16 protein-coding genes and 1 pseudogene are annotated in these 18490 nt (G+C 65.7%); 5 read left to right on the top strand and 12 right to left on the bottom strand.

Features of this window, described 5'->3' with window-relative positions; translation table 11 throughout:
- Positions 1–10: 10 nt before the first annotated feature.
- On the bottom strand, positions 11–1702 hold the full coding sequence (locus G6N67_RS18160; RefSeq protein ID WP_036429758.1) for a SulP family inorganic anion transporter: 1692 nt from the start codon (positions 1700–1702) through the stop codon (positions 11–13).
- 18 nt (positions 1703–1720) lie between these two features.
- Between G6N67_RS18160 and G6N67_RS18155 the strand changes: the two genes are divergently transcribed.
- Complete coding sequence (locus G6N67_RS18155; protein ID WP_036429760.1) at positions 1721–3001, top strand: uracil-xanthine permease family protein; 1281 nt, start codon at positions 1721–1723, stop codon at positions 2999–3001.
- Positions 3002–3019: 18 nt separating this feature from the next.
- Positions 3020–3616, top strand: coding sequence for a TetR/AcrR family transcriptional regulator (locus G6N67_RS18150; protein ID WP_036429761.1), 597 nt, complete (start codon positions 3020–3022; stop codon positions 3614–3616).
- Here the strand turns inward: G6N67_RS18150 and G6N67_RS18145 are convergent.
- The 8 genes and pseudogenes from G6N67_RS18145 to G6N67_RS18110 all read right to left on the bottom strand — a co-directional run bounded on the left by G6N67_RS18145 (position 3587) and on the right by G6N67_RS18110 (position 12629).
- The gene (locus tag G6N67_RS18145; protein ID WP_036429763.1) at positions 3587–4603 is read right to left on the bottom strand and encodes an NAD(P)/FAD-dependent oxidoreductase; all 1017 of its coding nucleotides are present in this window, start codon (positions 4601–4603) and stop codon (positions 3587–3589) included. The two genes, G6N67_RS18150 and G6N67_RS18145, sit on opposite strands and share 30 nt — an antisense overlap.
- Positions 4600–5103 (bottom strand): isoprenylcysteine carboxyl methyltransferase family protein, encoded by a 504-nt coding sequence (locus G6N67_RS18140; protein ID WP_036429764.1) that lies wholly within the window; start codon positions 5101–5103, stop codon positions 4600–4602. Before G6N67_RS18140 ends, G6N67_RS18145 begins: the two co-directional genes overlap by 4 nt.
- Before the next feature lie 5 nt (positions 5104–5108).
- Positions 5109–6176 (bottom strand): type III polyketide synthase, encoded by a 1068-nt coding sequence (locus G6N67_RS18135; protein WP_229480505.1) that lies wholly within the window; start codon positions 6174–6176, stop codon positions 5109–5111.
- 105 nt (positions 6177–6281) lie between these two features.
- Positions 6282–7709 (bottom strand): M20/M25/M40 family metallo-hydrolase, encoded by a 1428-nt coding sequence (locus G6N67_RS18130; RefSeq protein WP_036429766.1) that lies wholly within the window; start codon positions 7707–7709, stop codon positions 6282–6284.
- A complete protein-coding gene (locus G6N67_RS18125; RefSeq protein ID WP_036429767.1) occupies positions 7706–9208 on the bottom strand; it encodes a M28 family metallopeptidase in 1503 nt (500 codons plus the stop codon). Before G6N67_RS18125 ends, G6N67_RS18130 begins: the two co-directional genes overlap by 4 nt.
- A gap of 69 nt (positions 9209–9277) precedes the next feature.
- Positions 9278–10330 (bottom strand): HAD-IIA family hydrolase, encoded by a 1053-nt coding sequence (locus G6N67_RS18120; protein WP_051578517.1) that lies wholly within the window; start codon positions 10328–10330, stop codon positions 9278–9280.
- A 190-nt stretch (positions 10331–10520) separates the two neighbouring features.
- Complete coding sequence (locus tag G6N67_RS18115) at positions 10521–11120, bottom strand: alpha/beta fold hydrolase (RefSeq protein ID WP_229480497.1); 600 nt, start codon at positions 11118–11120, stop codon at positions 10521–10523.
- A 419-nt stretch (positions 11121–11539) separates the two neighbouring features.
- Positions 11540–12629 (bottom strand): annotated as a pseudogene (locus G6N67_RS18110) (IS630 family transposase).
- A gap of 111 nt (positions 12630–12740) precedes the next feature.
- Between G6N67_RS18110 and usfY the strand changes: the two are divergent.
- On the top strand, positions 12741–13052 hold the full coding sequence (gene usfY / locus G6N67_RS18105; RefSeq protein ID WP_036429770.1) for a protein UsfY: 312 nt from the start codon (positions 12741–12743) through the stop codon (positions 13050–13052).
- A gap of 134 nt (positions 13053–13186) precedes the next feature.
- Here usfY and gap read toward each other — a convergent pair whose 3' ends face one another.
- Complete coding sequence (gene gap, locus G6N67_RS18100) at positions 13187–14209, bottom strand: type I glyceraldehyde-3-phosphate dehydrogenase (RefSeq protein WP_163642226.1); 1023 nt, start codon at positions 14207–14209, stop codon at positions 13187–13189.
- A 117-nt stretch (positions 14210–14326) separates the two neighbouring features.
- Positions 14327–14746 (bottom strand): response regulator, encoded by a 420-nt coding sequence (locus tag G6N67_RS18095; RefSeq protein WP_036429772.1) that lies wholly within the window; start codon positions 14744–14746, stop codon positions 14327–14329.
- Positions 14747–14919: 173 nt separating this feature from the next.
- On the opposite strand from G6N67_RS18095, the gene G6N67_RS18090 reads away from it, so the two are divergent.
- Both G6N67_RS18090 and G6N67_RS18085 read left to right on the top strand, forming a co-directional pair.
- On the top strand, positions 14920–15993 hold the full coding sequence (locus G6N67_RS18090) for a class 1 fructose-bisphosphatase (RefSeq protein ID WP_036429773.1): 1074 nt from the start codon (positions 14920–14922) through the stop codon (positions 15991–15993).
- Between the two features lie 14 nt (positions 15994–16007).
- Complete coding sequence (locus G6N67_RS18085; RefSeq protein ID WP_036429774.1) at positions 16008–16892, top strand: phosphoribulokinase; 885 nt, start codon at positions 16008–16010, stop codon at positions 16890–16892.
- A gap of 63 nt (positions 16893–16955) precedes the next feature.
- On the opposite strand, the gene nuoN is transcribed toward G6N67_RS18085, so the two are convergent.
- Positions 16956–18488 carry an NADH-quinone oxidoreductase subunit NuoN gene (gene nuoN / locus G6N67_RS18080; protein ID WP_051578877.1) on the bottom strand — a complete coding sequence of 511 codons (1533 nt, stop codon included), beginning with the start codon at positions 18486–18488 and terminating at the stop codon, positions 16956–16958.
- Positions 18489–18490: the final 2 nt, after the last annotated feature.

The following is an 18490-nucleotide window of genomic DNA, read 5'->3' as shown; positions in this document are numbered from 1 at the left end:
CCTCGCCGCTCTATTGACCCGAACGGTTGCGGAACGCCTCGACCGCGGTCGGTAGCGTCGGGAAGATCCGGTCGGTGCCCACGCGGTCGAGGAAGCCCGCTGCCACCAGGTCATCGCGCAGGTCGGACTTGACCCGGGCCATCGCGAACACGATGCCGCGATCCGTGAGGTCTCTGCGCAGCTGCTCCATGGCGTCGACCGCCGTGAGATCCGGGTCGACCTGCGCCTCGGCGTTGAGCACGAACCACTCGACCGGATCTTCGGCCTCCTCGACAGCGGCCATCGCGCGCTCCCGGAAGTTCTCGGCATTGGCGAAGAAGAGCGGCGCGTCGTAGCGGTACACCACCAGACCCGGCACAGATTTGGCCTCGGGATAGTCGTCGACGTCATGCATGCCCGCCACTCCGGGGACGTAGCCCAGCACGCTGTCGTGCGGCCGCGCGATCCGGCGCAACGTGTCCAACAGCGACAAGCCGATCGCGACCAGCACGCCGTACAACACGCCGAGTCCCAACACGGCGACCGTGGTGGCCACCGCCAGGATCAGCTCGCTGTGCCGGAATCGGGCCAGCCGCCGGAACTCCGCGATGTCGATCAACCGCAGCGCCGCATAGACCACGAGCGCACCGAGCGCAGCCATCGGGAAATGTTCCAGCAGGCCGCGGCCCACGAGCATCACGGCGACCACGGTCGCGAGCATCACGAGCGAATACAGCTGTGTGCGGCTGCCCAGGATGTCGCCGAGCGCGGTACGGCTACCGCTCGAGCTCACCGGAAACCCCTGGGTGACACCGGTTGTCATGTTGCAGATGCCCAACGCGCGCAGTTCGGCGTTGGCGTCGATCGTCTCACCCTTGCGGGCCGCGAAGGTTCGGCCGGTAAGCGCATTGTCGGAGAACGCGACGATCGCGATGCCGACCGCGGGTATCAACAACCCAACGAGTTCCGATGCCGTGACCGCAGGCATGCTCACCTTCGGAAGGCCCGCCGGGATACCTCCGACAACTCGAATTCCCGCGGCCTCCAGCGAGAACCACGACACCACCGCCGTCGCCGCGAGGACCGCGATCAGCGGACCGGGAAACCGGGGCGACATCCGGTAGAGCACGAGCAGCACTGCCAGCACGACCGTCGACAACGCGACAGTGGGCCAGTGGACATGAGCGATCCCCGCGATGAACGACCGGATCTGGTCGACGAACTCGTCACCGTCGACCGGAACCCCGGTGACCTTGCCGAGCTGACCGCTGATCATGATGACGGCCACCCCGGTCATGTAGCCGATCAGCACCGGCCGCGACAGCAGGTCCGCCAGGAAGCCGAGCCGGCACAGCCCGGCCACCACACAGATCACGCCCACGAGCAGCGCCAGTACCGCCGACAACGCGGCGTATCGCGCGGAATCGCCGACCACCAGAGGTGCCAACGCCGTCGCGGTCATCAACGCGGTCGTGGACTCGGGCCCGACCGACAGCTGACGCGACGAGCCCAGCACCGCGTAGACGGCCATCGGCACCAACGACGCCCACAACCCCGCGACCGGCGGCAGACCGGCCACCGTCGCATAGGCCATGACCTGCGGCACCAGGTATGCCGCGACCGTCACCCCGGCCACCACGTCGCCGCGCAGCCACGACCGCTGATAGGCCAGCAACTGCGTCAGGCCCGGCGCCCACGTTTGGGGTGCGCGACGATCGCTCATGGTGTTCAGTCAACACTCGTGACCCTGCTGAGTTGGAAGTATGTCGAAGCTCGCGCCGAAGACGATTTCGTCGTCGCTCCCGGAGAACGGCTGGACTGGCCCCGCACCATCGGCATCGGCGCGCAGCACGTGGTGGCGATGTTCGGGGCGACGTTCCTGGTGCCCGTGCTCACGGGGTTCCCACCCGCGACCACGCTGCTGTTCTCCGGGATCGGCACCATCCTGTTCCTCGTCATCACCGGCAACCGGCTGCCGAGCTACCTCGGATCGAGCTTCTCGGTGATCGCCCCGGTGACCGCGGCAGTCGCCTCCAACGGCACCGGCAGTGCGCTGGGCGGCCTGATCGCCGTGGGCCTGTTGCTGATCCTCATCGGCGCGATCGTGCACCTGGTCGGCACCCGATGGATCGACCTCACCCTGCCGCCGATCGTGACGGGGGCGATCGTCGCGCTCATCGGTTTCAACCTCGCGCCTGCCGCGAAGGCCAACTTCGAGAAAGGACCACTCGTCGGCCTCGTGACACTGGTTCTGCTGATCGGCACGCTGGCGTTCTTCCGCGGAATCATCGGCCGCCTCGCGATCTTCGCCGCAGTGGTGATCGGATACCTACTCGCACTGGCTCTCGGCGATGTGGACACCGCGGCGATCGCCGCCGCGCCCTGGCTGGGCCTGCCCGAGTTCCAGACGCCGACGTTCACCATTGCGGTCCTGCCGCTGTTCCTTCCCGCGGTCATCGCGTTGATCGCCGAGAACATCGGACACGTGAAATCGGTCGGCCAGATGACGGGCACCGACATGGATCCGCTTGTCGGCCGGGCACTGGCCGCCGACGGCGTGGCCACGGTGCTTGCCGGCGCCGGAGGCGGATCGGCCACCACCACCTATGCCGAGAACATCGGCGTCATGGCGGCCACTCGGGTCTACTCGACCGCTGCCTACTGGGTGGCCGCCACGGTGGCCATCGCATTGTCGTTGTGTCCCAAGGTCGGTGCCGCCATCTCGGCGATCCCGGCCGGGGTGCTGGGCGGCGCCACCGTGGTGCTCTACGGACTTGTCGGCATCCTCGGCGTCCGCATCTGGCTGACCAACCACGTCGACTTCTCCCGCCCCGTCAACCAGATGACGGCCGCGATCCCGCTCATCATCGGCATTGCCGATTTCACCTGGCAGGCAGGGCAGTTGACATTCACCGGGATCGCCCTGGGCTCGATCGCCGCGTTGGTGATCTTTCACGGCATGCGATTGCTGGAGTACCTCGGCGGGCTGCGGCACCGCAAGGCCCCAAATCAGCCTGCGTAACTGTTAGGCTGCCACGCCATGGCCGACCCCGCCAACGCCACCTCACACAACGAGCGGCGCCGGTCGGCAATCCTGCGCGCGGCGGCCGAGCTCCTCGGTGAGCGGGGCTTCGCCGACGCCCGGGTCGCCGACATCGCGCACCGTGCCGGGGTGAGTGCGGCGTTGGTGATCTACTACTTCGGCACCCGGGAGAAGCTGCTGATCTCGGCGTTGAGCTTCGCCCAGGACATGTTCTATCAACACGCCCAACGGCAACTCGACACGGTACCCGCACTGCGGGACCGGCTTTCGCTTCTGGTCACCTGGATCTGCATGCCCGCAGGCCGGGCCGGGGCGCTACGCCTTGAGATGTGGGCCCAAGCCTTGCGCTGCGACGCCTACCGCGCTGACATGAACCTCGGGTGGCGCAATCTCATCGCATACGCCGTCGAGGGTGCGCTGACCGAACGATGCACGGCCACCAACGAATTCGCAGTCCAGTTCGCTGCGCTGCTCGACGGCCTGTGGATCCAGCTGGCCACGAAGGATCCCGAACTCGACGCGGTCAAGGCCCGTGAGATCGCCATGCGGTTCGCCGAACGCGAGCTACTCCCCGAGCGCGTTCACCACCTGTGAGAACACCGCAGGCAACGCCGCCGACAACGGGGTGATGCACGCGCGCACAGGGCGAATTGCGCTCGCGTGCAACAGGGCAGCGGTCAGGAACCGGTACCGCCGGGTCATCGCACGCCACTGCCGGTCGTAGTCGCCCGGACGATCGGCCAGCACACATCCGACCAGCAACTCGGCGGCGCCGAACGCGAGCCCCATGCCCTCGCCGGTGAGCGCATCGATGTATCCCGCGGCGTCGCCGACCAGCATCACGCGCCCTGCCGTGCGGTTGCGCACCTTCTGCCGCAGTGGGCCGGCCGCTCGGTCGGCACCGTGCGGCAGGCCGTCGATCCGCTCCACCAACTCGGGGAATTGTTTGACGTGTTCGGTGAAGCCACCGCGGGTGGACTTGAGGATCGCCACGCCCACGCAGTCGTCGCTCACGGGTGTCACATACGCCTCGGTGTCGTGTGCCCAGTACACCTCGACGCAGTCCGACCACGGCGCGATCTGCACGTGGCGCCGGATCCCCCAGCGCCGCCGCCGCGACTCCCCCTGCGCGAGTCCCAGCGCCCGGCGGATCGGTGAGTGCAGGCCGTCCGCGGCAGCAAGGTAGCGGGCCCGGAAACCCGCTGCGCTCACCGATGTCGAATCCTGCGTTACCTCCCCGACCTCGCCACGTTCGATCCGGACCCCGGCATCCTCGGCCGCTGCCGTGAGCGCCGCATGCAACACCGTGCGGCGCACGCCGCGGCCGGCGCCGTCGCGGAACCGGGCCTCGGCGGCCCGGCGGCCGTCGAGGTACCGGATGCCGTGAAAGGCACGCCCGTCGGGGTTCGCGCCGAGCCGCTCCAACTGACGGACCGAATGCGGCATGAGCCCCTCGCCGCAGGCCTTGTCGATCGGGCCGCGACGATGCTCCACGACGACCACCTCAAGACCGGCTCGCGCCGCATGCACCGCGGTGGCCAGCCCGGCCGGACCGCCTCCCGCGACGAGTAGATCAATCACGTCAAGCCCTGCAGTGCCTCGTTTTCCACCCGGATCCGGGTTCGCAGCAATGCGGCGTTGGCCACGGTGAACACCAGCGCCGTGATCCACGCGCCGCCCACGAGCGGCAGCGCGGCACCTTCCGTCACCACTGCCACGTAGTTGGGATGTGGGACCACGCGGTACGGCCCGTCCACGACGCGCGACGCACCGGGCACCACCACAACCCGGGTATTCCACTGCCGGCCAAGGGTTCTGATGCACCACCAGCGCAGGCCCTGCGCGGCCAGTACGACCGCGAGCATCGGGAGGCCCACCACCGGCCGGAACCGGCGGCGGCGGGCCTCGACCACCGCGCCCACGAGCAGCCCGGTATGCAGGGCCACCATCACCGGATAGTGGCCGGCGCCGAACTCCTTGCCGCCGTTGGCCTTACTCCAGTCCAGGTTGCGTTTGGACACCACCAACTCAACCAGCCGCTCGGCGGCGACGGCGGCGATCAACGCGGTGAATCCCTTCACAGGCCTCAACGCCAACGCAGCAGAACGAGTTCGGAGCAGAAACCCGGCCCCATCGCCATCAGCACACCGGGACTGCCGGGCGGGGGCCGCTTGCGGATGGTGTCCCGCAGCACGTGCAGCACCGACGAAGACGACAGATTGCCCACTTCGGCCAGCGATTGCCAGGTCAGGTCAAGGGCGTCACTCGGCAGTCCGAGGGTGTCGATGATCGCCTCGATCACCTTCGGCCCGCCGGGGTGGCTCACCCACGCCCCCACGTCGGCGACCGTGAGACCGTGCGTACCAAGGAAACCCGTGACGTCGTCACCGAGGTAGCGCCCCACGAAGCTCGGCACTTCGGCACTCAGCACGATCTCGAACCCGTCGGTGCCGATGTCCCAACCCATGGCGTGCAGCGAGTCGGGGTACAGGTGGCTGCACGAGTCGAGCACGTCGGGCCCGCTGGGATCCAGTTGCTGCGCGCGATGCGCGCCGACCGCGACCACCGCCGATGCACCGTCACCGAAAAGCGCGCCGGCGACCAACGTGGGCATGGACGGGTTGTGTTTGCGGGTCAGTGAACACAGCTCGACCGACACCAGCACCGCGACCTTGTCCGGCGCGCCGCGCAGGTAATCGTTGAGCCGGGCGATCCCCGCCGCGCCCGCGACACAACCGAGCCCGAAGATCGGGATGCGCCGCACATCGGGGCGCAGGCCGACCCGACCCGCGATGCGCGCGTCCAGGGAAGGCACCACGGCACCGGTCACGGTGGTGGTGACGATGAGGTCGACGTCCTCCGGGCGCAGTCCGGCCTCATCGAGCGCCCCGATCAGCGCCTCACAGCCGAGGTCGGTCGCATGTTCGATGAACAAGTCGTTGGTCTCGCCGAAATCACTGAGCCGGGCGTATTCCTCAATCGGCCTGACGAGATACCTGCTGTTCACTTTCGCACTTTTGTGCAATGCCCGCACGACGTCTTCATATTCGGCGTATCCGGGCAGGTCAAGCAGGGCCTGCGTGACCTCGTCCTGGGTATATCGATTGGGCGGCACCACGCCGTGGACACCGGCAATTGTGCTGGGGCTGGGCATTCTCGCGAGGTTAATTCCCATACCCCTCATACGGGGAGCTACGTCTCGGGGTTCAACCGTTCCCTGTCAATCCCGGGTGTGTTTCGCATTACATTGCCGCGGCGATCAGTTGGGGTGGCGTTTGTCGCGAGGCGGAACTCCGTTGGCACCCTCGATCGACTGTGCATAGCTGCCGACGGCGAACGCGACGGCGGGCCCCATCACCGACATGGCGTGCGCATCGACGTTGTCGATCGTGTCGCGGGGCGTGTGATAGTTCGGATCGAACGCCACGCCGGGTTTGCCGCCCCACAGCCGGGCCTGCACTTCGGTTTTCCGTTGCGACGACCCGGTGGTCGCTCCGCCCACCGGCACACCCGCGGCCAGGAAGGGGCTGTAATCGGTGGCATCGCCGAGCGGCATGTCCGCCGGCCGCACCCCGGCCAGGTTGAGGTAGCCGGCGAGGGTGCGTTCGATGCCCGCCGACCCCTCGGGCGCCGGTTTGGCGGGCTTGATCTGCGCGGACTGATCGCCGTCGTACGTGAAGTAGCCGGTGTTGATCGAGCCCAGCATGTCGAAGTTCAGGTACAGCGCGATGTCGGAACGTTCCTCGGGCGACAGGTCGCGGACATACTGCGTCGCCCCCTCCAGCCCGGTCTCCTCGGCGCCCCAGAACGCGAACCGCACGGCGTTCTTGATTTGAGGTGAACTGCCCAGTTGCAGAGCGGTTTCCAGCACCGCGGCCACCCCGGAGCCGTTGTCGTTGATGCCGGGGCCCGCGGCGATGCTGTCCAGGTGTGCCCCGACCACGACGACGTCGGAGGTCGAACCGGTCTTGGTCTGCGCCACCAGGCTTCGCCCCTTCACCAGTTCGGCTCGCGAGTCGAGAACCAACTGGACCGGCGCGGTGGTGCGGCGCAACGCCGCGTCCGCGTCCTTGTCGATGATGCCGACGGGCACGGTGAGCTGCCGGTAGTAGCCCTGGTTGAAAAGCCCCGCAGGCGCGGGTCGCTCGGTGCTCACCACGAGCAACCCGACGGCCCCCTCGGCGACGGCCGTATCCTGTTTGACACCAACCGAACACCCCGTGTCGTCGACCACGGCGATCGCACCGGCCATCTTCATGTCGCCGTAGTCCGCCCGCGCGCAGCCAGCGGCCTTGTCCGGACGCAAGGTCGGCGCCTTGAGGCCACCGGGCGGAGTGGTCAGCAGCAGCGACGCCTGGTCCACCTGATAACGGCGGCCGCCGATGGTCAGGCCGGGGTTGCCACCACGCATGGTGCCGAGCCGTTCGAACTCGGGTGTCTCGACGTCGAAACCCTTGTCCCGCAGTTGTTGTGACACGTAGTCGAGGCTCGCGTCATAGCCGGGTGTGCCCTGCCCACGGTTTCCGTCATGCGCGTCGGCAATCTCCTGGAACTTCCGCAGATGCGCGAACATCGCGTCCACGGTGATCTTGCCTGCCAGATCGTGCGGATCCACGGGGGTTTGCGCGGTTGTCGAACATCCGGCGAGTACCACCGCGGCCAGCGCGGCGAGCCAACGCGCGCTCACTCGGGCGTGACCCGGTGACGAGTGCGGTCGGAACGAATCGGTATACCGTTGCGGCCCCGCTGATCCTGAGCGTACAGACCGACCGCGAAGGCCACCCCGCCACCGTGGATCTCCAGGGCGTCGCGGTCGACATGGTCGAGGGTGTCGGTGCTCTTGTGGTAGTTCGGGTCGAACGGCTGATCGGCCTCACCGTCCCAGAGGTCCGCCTCCTCCTCGGACATCTTGTCCTCGGCACCGGAGAACAGGCCGCCCGCGGGTATCCCCGCCATGGTGAATCCGTCGTAGTCGGACCGTCCGTCGAAACTGGTGTCCTGCGGCATCTTTCCGGCGTCGGCCAGGTAGGCCGCGAGCATGCGCTCGATGCCCGCGGAGCCTTCCGGAACGCGCGGGGCCCCCCGAGGATCCGGCGGCGCGGACTGATCGCCGTCGTAGGTGAAGTAGCCCGGGTTGGGTGAGCCCAGCATGTCGAAGTTCAGGTACAACGCGATGTCCTTGAGTGCCTCGACGTCCAGGGACTGCACATAGTTGGCCGACCCGAGCAGGCCCTCCTCCTCGGCGCCCCAGAACCCGAACCGGACCGCGTTCTTCACGTCGGGCGAACTGCCAAGCTGCACAGCCGTTTCCAGCACGGCCGCCACGCCGGAGCCGTTGTCGTTGATGCCCGGCCCCTCGGGCACGCTGTCGAGGTGCGCGCCCACCATGACCACGTCCGACGTGGACCCGGTCTTGGTCTGAGCGATCACGTTGCGGGTGTGCTCGGTGCGGACCCCGGCATTGAGCTTGATGGTGACCGGCCCGGGGTTCGCGCGCAGCCGCGCGCCGTCGGCCTTGGTGACACTGACGACGGGAATCTTGACGTCAGTGGTCCGCCCCAGCGTGCCACCCATCTCGTCGCCGTCCATGTTGTTGGCGACGATCAGCCCGACGGCACCGCGTTCGGCGGCGGCGGCCTGTTTGGCCGAGAACTGACAGCTGCCGCGGTCGACGAGCACCACAGCGCCCGCCACCGGCAGACCGTCGTAGTCGGCAGCCTCACAGCCCGGGGAGTCTTCGACCTTGGCCGCCACGAGCGGGCCCGACACGCCCTCGGGTGCGGTGCCGATGGTGAACTCCAGCGGCTTGGCTGTGACCGCCTGGCCGCCGACGGTGACCTGTGGATCCTCGGCGAACGGAAGCCGCACCTCGAACTCCGGGGTGTCGACGTCGAAGCCCTTATCGCGCAGGGTCTTGACGACGTAGTCGACGCTCGCGTCGTACCCGGGAGTGCCCAGCGCCCGCGTGCCGTCGTTGGCGTTGGCGATGTCCTGCAACGTGGACAGGTGCCCCATCATGGCGTCGACCGACACCCGCTCCCGGAGCTGACTGGCAAAGTCCACCGCCGCGGACGACGCCTCCTGCGATTGCGGCTCGGTTTGCAGCTCGGTCTTGGAATCACAGCCGGCCAAAGCCGCGGTCAACACGACCGCACCCAAGACCGCCCCCGTCACATTGCGTCGCATTGGACCCACGGTAGCGGGTGACGCGGGCTCGGCTCCCGCTGATCCTCAACGCGCTGGACGGGCCCAGCATCAGGCCTGCACCGGCACCAGGCCCAGACGCTCCTCAAGTCGCAGCCACAGCTGCGCATCACCGCACACCACCCGCCCCGCGTCGGCAGCGGCCCACGCCGTCGTCACCACCGACCGCAGCAACCTGGCCCGGTCGGCGTCTCCGTGGAGGTGCGGAACACCGTCGGGCGCGTACTCGACGAGGTCGTCCGGTACCGGCTCAAGCCGGATCGCCGGTTCGAGCAGACCCGTCAGATCGGCGGCGACATAGGTTGGCCGTGCGACCGGCGGCGCCAACACGAGATCACGCAGCCGCGACGCACCGCTCAGGACGAACAGCGAATCGACCCCGGCCGCGTTGGCGCCGGCGATGTCGGTGTCCAGCCGGTCACCGCACACCACGGTTTGTGCACAGTCGGTACCGAGCTGACGACGTGCCAGATCGAGCAGGGCCGCGCCCGGTTTACCGACAACATGCGGTGTCACCGTCGTGGCGGTCTGCACGGCTGCGACGAGCGCTCCGTTGCCCGGTACGGGTCCACGCGCGGTTGGGAGCATCAAGTCGAGATTGGTGGCCACCCAGGTGGCACCCGCCTCGGCGAGATGGGCGACCTCCGCAAGCTCGCGCCAGCTGACGTCCACCCCCAGACCCTGAACCACTGCCGTGACGTGAGTTTCGGCCAGCTCGCGCACCCCGACCGGGACCAGCCCGACCTCGGCGAGCGCCTGCGCGACTCCCGGGCCACCGACCGCGAACACCGGCGTCCGCGTGGGCAGCCGGTCAGCCAGGTAGGCCGCGGCCGCCTGCGAGCTGGTCACCACCGACCAGCCCCGCCGCGCGAGGCCCAGCTCCCGCAGGTGCTCACCGACGGCGTCAGGCGGGCGGGACGCGTTGTTGGTCGCGAACACGACACCGGTGTCGTCCGCGATCAGATGATTCAGCGTCTCCACAGACCCGGGTACCGCGGACGCGCCGCGATACACCACACCGTCGAGGTCGCAGATCAGCCCCCGGTAGCGCGCGATGAGCGGCTCGGGAGGCACAGAGGTTCGGCTTGCCGAGGTTTGGCCCACCGCCAGACGATATGCAACCGGAACGGATCCTCGACTCACCTATCAGTATGAACCCGGGGGTGAACACAGCGGTCCACCTGGCAGTGTCGCCCACCGACCGGTGGCTTGGTCGATGCATGCACACCAGGATCATTGGCCCCTTGGTACGCGCCCACACACGGGCGATCACACGGTGATTCACGGATGGCCGTCACCAGCCGATTGTCCGAAGAACGATCTCGCTGGACACTTGCGCGACCGAGAGCAAGGTGGGGCGCGGCGAGCACGTTTCCGCGAGCCGGAAGTCACCATAGACCAGCCGTTGACTTGCCCGGGCAACCGCCCTGGCGCACGAAGTGCTCACAATCGCAGTCGTATTCAATCTCACTGCAGGACAGGTGCTATCACTGATGACACCAGATACGTCGGCCACACCCGGGTGCCCGGCATCGATGACGACCAAGCCGGTGAACCTGCCCGGATGCGCGGCGGCCAACTGCCAAGCCAGCTGCCCTCCCGTTCGGTCACCGACCAGCACGGCAGTCTGTAGACCCACCGTGGCGAGCAGTCGCATCACAGTTTCGGGGGCAATTCGCTGGTCAACGATAACGACGAGGGGGTGCAAGGCAGCCACCTGAAGTCGCTCACACACCCGGTCGACTACACCGCGCGAACGCGAGGAGGTGAGCATCACGACTGCCGGGCCACGTATCGGACCAATGCCAACGACCTCAATGGGTATACCGTCGACAGTCATGCGCTGGGCGTGACGCTGGTAGGACGTCTCAGCGTCTGGTGCGGTCAACTCCATGCGCTCTAGCGTCTTGTCGGCGTACGTTTCGCAGCAGTCAGCCGCCAGTTGGTTTATCGGCCTATCGGTGGCGAACCGCGCCGGATGTTGCCGTCGTCGGCACGCGTGTTCGCCTGCCAAACGCTCGACATGTCGCACTGCTCACCCCCAGATCTGTCGCAAGAAATGACCCATGTCGAGTTGGCACATCAGCGGGAAGCGCTGAACTAACACGGTAATGATCCCGCGGGCTCCGTTCGCCCCAAGCATCAGAGCAACGGCAGTCGTCAGACTCTCGGAACGTCTCGAATACTCCCAGCCGGAACCGGGCCTGTCCATTGAGGATTCGTAGTCAACGCTGCACGTTTCGCTTGACTGTTCTCGCCGGCTCCACGTCCTCGACGCATTGGAGATGACGAGGGTATCCCTCCGTTCTCCACCTAGTGTCCTGCGCCGGGAATTCGTTGAAGATATGAACCGAGTCGTTCGAAGATCTCGTCGGCGGTCTTGGTCCAGTTGAACGGGCGGGGGTTGTCGTTCCAGTCTGCGATCCACTCGCGAATGTCCTTCTCGAGGGCCTGAATTGAGCGGTGAACGCCGCGGCGCAGTTTCTGGTCGGTGAGTAACCCGAACCACCGCTCGACCTGGTTGAGCCACGACGAGTAGGTCGGGGTGAAGTGCATGTGGAATCGGGGATGGGCGGCAAGCCATTTGGTTACTGTCGGCGATTTGTGCGTCGAGTAGTTGTCGCAGATCAGATGGACGTCCAGGTCAGCGGGCACGGTGTTGTCCAACTTGGTCAAGAACTTCTTGAACTCGATCGCGCGGTGCCGGCGGTGAATCGAGCCGTAGACCTCGCCGGTGGCCACATCCAGGGCGGCGAACAAGGTGGTGATTCCGTGCCGCACGTAGTCATGGGTGCGGCGCTCGGGCATGCCGGGCATCATCGGCAGGACCGGCGCGCTGCGATCAAGGCCTGGATCTGCGATTTTCATCGACGCAGAGCACCAGTGCCTTCTCCGGCGGGTCCAGATACAACCCCACGACGTCACGGACCTTGTCGACGAACTGCGGGTCGTTGCTGATCTTGAAGGTGTCCACCTGATGCGGCTTGAGGCCGAACGACTTCCAGATCCGTCCGACCGTTGACTTCGACAACCCGGTCTCAGCCGCCATCGAAGACCGCGACCAGTGCGTGGCGCCTTTGGGTTGACGCTCCAACGTGGCCACGATCAGCTGCTCGACCGCCTCGTCGGTGATCTTGCGCGGCGCACCAGGACGCGGCTCATCGGCCAGACCCTCCAGTCGCGCCTCCAGGAACCGTCCACGCCATTTGCCGACCGTTTGCGGCCACACACCTTCATCAGCGGCGACTTCCTTGTTGGATTTCCCTGCCGCGCAACCCAACACGATCCGACAACGTTGGGCCAACGCCTGCGAGGACTTCGATCGACGGGCCCACCGCTGCAACGTCTCACGTTCGTCGTCGGTCAACACCAACTCGACTACCGGCCTACCCCTGGTTCCCACCCGCCAATTCTACAATTAATCAACTAATTTACGGCGCAGGACACTAGGTGGGGGATGGCGCACCAATCCCCACGCATCCACTCTGGCGATATCGAAGCCCGAGGAGGTGGAATGATGGGAAACACCCACGATCCGATTGACCATTTCCGTACTCACAACAAGCACGCCGGTGAGCAGTTCGTCGACATGTACAGCTGGCCAGGGCTGATCTCAATCTTGTTGGGCGCCATCTCTTTGGTCGGAAGCGTCGCAGCGGCCGCCTACCGTCGGCACGAATGGATCTTGACGACCGGGACCGTCGGGCTGCTTGCGATCTCGGGCGGAATTGCCTGGCTGGTGGTCGAACACCATCGGGTAATCGAGATCGAACGCCATTGGCAGGAAAGGCATTCCGGTACCACCATCGGATCCCCGGCCTCGTAGCGCCGAGGGTTTGAGTCACCCCGCTCCCGAGGCGGTTATCCCGATGTCAGTCAAGGTATTCCAGCCACGCCCCTGCACCGGTGAAAAGCCGCGCTCTGCCATCAGGTCGGAAAGGGTCGCGACAGCCATGAGGGCTAGAGCGACTTGCCGACGAGCGCGACCAGATCGGCGAGGCGGTTGGAGTAGCCCCACTCGTTGTCGTACCAGGAGACGACCTTGGCCTGATTGTCGATGACCTTGGTCAGCCCCGAGTCGAACAGCGAGCTGTGCGGGTCGGTCACGATGTCGCTCGACACGATCGGCGCGTCGTAGTACTTCAGGATGCCCTTGAGCGGGCCCTCGGCGGCGGCCTGGAACGCGGCGTTGATCTCGGCGACCGTGGCCGACTTGGTCAACTCGGCGGTCAGGTCGGTGACCGAACCCGTGGGGATCGGCACGCGCAGGGCGTAGCCGTCCAGCTTGCCCTTGAGCTCGGGCAGCACCAGGCCGATGGCCTTGGCGGCACCGGTCGACGTCGGCACGATGTTGAGCGCGGCCGCGCGGGCACGGCGCAGATCCTTGTGCGGGCCGTCCTGCAGATTCTGATCCTGCGTGTAGGCGTGGATGGTGGTCATCAGGCCCTTGACGATGCCGAACTCGTCGTTGAGCACCTTGGCCAGCGGGCCGAGGCAGTTGGTGGTGCACGACGCGTTCGAGATGATGTTCTGGCTGCCGTCGTACTTGTCTTCGTTGACGCCCAGCACGATGGTGATGTCCTCATCGGTGGCAGGCGCGGAGATGATGACCTTCTTGGCGCCCGCGTCGAGGTGGCCCTTGGCCTTGGCGGCGTTGGTGAAGATGCCGGTCGACTCGACGACGACGTCGACACCCAGGTCATTCCAAGGAAGGGCCCCTGGCCCCTCGCGGACCTCCAAAGCCTTGATCTTGATGTCGCCGATGACGATCGTGTCGTCACCCTCCAGGCTGACATCCTGGGGCAGGCGGCCCAGGATCGAGTCGAACTTCAGCAGGTGGGCCAGGGTGGCGTTGTCGGTGAGGTCGTTGACGGCCACGATCTCGATGTCGGTGTTCTTGCCCTCGGCCTTCTGAGTTGCCAGGGCGCGGTAGAAGTTGCGCCCGATGCGGCCGAAGCCGTTAACGCCTACCCGGATGGTCACGTGTTTCTCCTCCTGTCGGTGTACACCAAGAAGTTCACAAAATAGGTTGCCGTGAAGTGTCTTTCAATTCATCGAGCACGTACGACAACACATGCTGCCTGCGGGACCGTCAAGCGTCTATCGAGCTTTCCGGTTCGATGATGCGGCGTTCAGTTCAACACCCAGCACCCGGTTCACGGCCGCCACCAATCGCCACGGGTCGACCGGGTGCGGCACCACGGCGTCGGCGCGCGACCAGCGAGCCAACCACATGTCATCGGGCCTGCCAGTGAGAAGCAGGATCGGCGGGCACCAGTCGAATTCATCGCGGACCTGTTTGGCGATACCCATCCCGCCCGCCGGAGTTGCTTCACCGTCGAGTACCGCGAGCCGTAGATCGACCGCCTCGAGCAGTGCGATCGCCGCCGCAGGCGTTGCCGCTTCGAGGTATTCGACTCTCACAAGGTCAGGGTGCGGACACGGTCCCAACGCCGTGATGACTTGGCGGCGGGTGGCAGCGTTGTCGCTGTAGACCAGTACCGCCGCCGATGCGCTCATGGCACCCGAGGCTAAGTCATGCTGCGCTACAACGAAATACTCATGATCCGATTCCCCCACTCGCCCCACCCATCTGGGGGATGGATGTCGACCAGTACCCCCGGGAGCATCAAAAAGTCCCCGGTCGCCGTCTGTGACCGACACGATGACCCCACGACACGCAAGGAATCGTCATGCTCGCCAACCACACGACGCTGGTTCAGTTCCTGATCGACGAACGACGGGGCCATGCCGGCGCCAGCGGAGACCTCAACGGTCTCATCTTGAGTGTGGCGCTTGCCTGTAAGGCAATCTCCAACCGGGTTGCGCTCGGCGAACTCGGAGGCGCCCTGGGTTCGGCCGGCGCGGTCAACGTGCAGGGCGAGGTCCAGCAGAACCTCGATGTGCTGGCCAACGACTACTTCTTGCGTGCGACGGAGTGGGGCGGCCAGGTCGCCGGAATGGTGTCCGAGGAGTTGCAGCACCCGTACCTGCTGCCCGGCGAGTATCCGCGCGGCAAATACCTGTTGGTCTTCGACCCCCTCGACGGCTCCTCCAATATCGACATCAATGTGTCTGTGGGAAGCATCTTTTCGATTCTGCGGGCGCCGCACCCAGGCACCGACCCCAGCCCCGAGGACTTTCTCCAGCCGGGAACCGAGCAGGTTTGCGCCGGCTACGCGCTATACGGACCGTCGACCATGCTGGTGCTGTCAGTGGGTACGGGAGTACATGCCTTCACCCTCGATCCCAGACTCGGCGAGTTCATGTTGACGCGTCAGTTCATCCGAGTTCCCTCTGTGGCACAGGAATTCGCGATCAACGCATCGAATCGCCGATTCTGGGAGCCTGCCGTGCAGCGCTACATCGACGAATGCCTGGCAGGAAAATCCGGGCCGCGCGGGCGGGATTTCAACATGCGCTGGGTCGCCTCACTGGTGGCAGAGACGCACCGAATCCTCAGTCGTGGTGGCGTTTTCCTGTACCCGCGCGATTCGAAGGATCCGGCCAAGCCCGGACGACTACGCCTGATGTACGAAGCCAATCCGATGGCGTTCCTGATCGAACAGGCCGGCGGTGCCGCCAGCAGCGGACGTGGCCGCATGCTCGAAGTACTGCCAGACGACATCCACCAGCGGGTGCCCTTCATCTTCGGCAACCGAGAAGAGGTGGAACTGATCGAGACGTACCACCGTGAAAGCAACGACAGTCCAGGCGGTTCGCCGCTGTATGCCCGCCGCGGTCTGTTCCGGTCCGCGGCCGGCTGAGAAAGGAGAAGACCGTGTCTCGTCTACATCCGATTATCTCGGTCACCGGCTCGTCCGGCGCCGGCACCACGTCCGTGATGCGTACTTTCGAGCAGATCTTTCGGCGTGAGCACATCAACGTGGCCTTCGTCGAGGGCGACAGCTTCCACCGCTACGACCGGGCCGAGATGAAGGCTGCGATCGCCGATGCCCATGCCCGGGGCGACCACAGCTACAGCCACTTCGGTCCCGATGCGAACTTGTTCGCGGAGCTGCAGAACCTCTTCCAAAGCTACGGTGAAACGGGCACCGGCAAGATCCGGCGCTATCTGCACGACGCCAAGGAGGCCGAACCCTACGGGCAGGAACCGGGCACCTTCACACCGTGGGAAGCGGTTCCGGAGGATACCGACATGCTGTTCTACGAGGGCTTGCACGGAGCGATCATCACCGAGGAGGCCAACGTCGCAGTGCACGCCGACCTGCGCATCGGTGTGGTGCCCGTGATCAACCTGGAGTGGATCCAGAAGCTGCACCGCGACAGGAACACTCGCGGTTACACGCCCGAGGCGGTCACCGACACCATTCTGCGCCGGATGCCCGACTACTTGAACTACATCTGCCCACAGTTCTCGAACACCGATGTAAACTTTCAGCGGGTACCTGTGGTGGACACCTCTAATCCGTTCATCGCCAGGTCGATTCCAACGGCAGACGAATCGATGCTCATCATCCGTTTCCGGGATCCGCACGGCATCGACTTCCCGTATCTACTTTCGATGCTGCACGATTCGTTCATGACGCGGCCGAACACCATTGTCTGCCCCGGCGGCAAGATGGACCTCGCAATGCAGTTGATATTCACCCCGATGGTGCTGCGTTTGCGAGACCGGCGCAATGTCGAACTTGGAGTGCACTAGGTCTTGCCTGAAACCACTGGTGGGCGCGCCCCGCGCGCCCACCAGTGTGGTTTTGGTGCAGTTTCACCGCAGCAGGAACATCCCGGTACTGCCGGTCACGTCGAGCAGCAGCTGCGGCATGATCCCGAGCAGCACAGTCCCGGCCGCTCCCACCACGATCACTGCGCACGTCACCGAACCCGGCGTCAGAATTTGTGGTCCATCCGCATCGAGGGCCGGCGAGTACATCACGATGATCACCCGCAGATAGACAAAAGCCGCGACGGCACTTGCGAGCACACCGACAACGACGAGTGGCAACGCACCGCCCTCCCCTGCCGCCTTGAACACTGCGAGCTTGGCGATGAAGCCACTCGTGAGCGGGATTCCGGCGAGGGCAAGTAAGAAGATCGTGAACAACCCACCGATCAGCGGAGATCGCCGGCCCAGTCCGACCCAGCGCGTCAACTCGGTGTCCTCTTCCCCGCCGACGGCGCGTACCAGAGTGATGACTGCGAACGCACCCACCGTCGCAAAGCCATACGCTACAAGGTAAAACAGCGTCGAGGAGATGCCTGCCCCGTTCGCGGCACACACTCCGATCAGGATGAAACCAGCCTGGGCAACTGCGGAGTAGGCGAGCATCCGCTTGACATCGGTCTGGGCTACCATCAACACCGCCCCGGCCACCATGGTCAGTATCGCCACTGCCCACAGTACCGGCCGCCAGCCGTCACGCAGGCCCGGTAGCGCAACGTAGAAGATTCGCAGCATCGCACCAAACGCCGCAATCTTGGTAGCAGCGGCCATGAACGCGGTGATGAGCGTGGGTGCACCTTGATAGACGTCAGGAATCCAGGAGTGGAACGGCACCGCGCCGACCTTGAACAGCAGTCCGACCGACACCAAACCCATGGCGACCCATGCCAGCGAGTCGTCGCCTGCGCCGGCGGCGACGGCCGATCCTATCCCGGCCAGACTCAACGTGCCGGCGTATCCATAGAGCATCGCCGCACCGTACAGGAAGAACGCGGACGAAAACGCGCCCAACAGAAAGTACTTGAGAGAGGACTCCTGGGACAGCAAGCGACGGTGGCGGGCCAGTCCGCACAGTAGGTACAGCGGCAGCGAGAACACCTCCAGCGCAACGAACATCGTCAGCAGATCGTTGGCGGCGGGGAAAAGCATCATGCCGCCGATGGCGAACATCGTCAGTGGAAAAACCTCGGTCTGGACCGCCCGCGCCCGGGTGGCCTCAAGCTGGGCCGTACTGCCGGGAACCGCCGAGGCCTGCGGGGTGAACCCGTCCAAGCCACCGGTGGAGGGCCGTTCGGCCACGAGCAGAAGTGTCATCAGTCCGACAACCAAAATCGCGCCTTGCACGAACAGGGCCGGACCGTCGACTGCGACCGCGCCGGCCACTGCCATCCCACGGGTGCCGACCAGTGCGACGACGCTGATGAGCGCGGACACCAGCCCACCCCCGCACAACACCAGCTGGGTTCGATAACGTCGGCGTCGTGGTAGGAACGCCTCGACCACCACACCGGCCACCGCTACCCCGAAGATCGACAACATCGGTAACAACCAGGCATATTCGATGCTCGGGGTCGACATGC

This window comes from Mycolicibacterium mageritense, assembly GCF_010727475.1.
GTDB classification, from domain to species: Bacteria; Actinomycetota; Actinomycetes; order Mycobacteriales; family Mycobacteriaceae; genus Mycobacterium; species Mycobacterium mageritense.
This window is presented reverse-complemented; position numbering and strand designations above follow the sequence as displayed.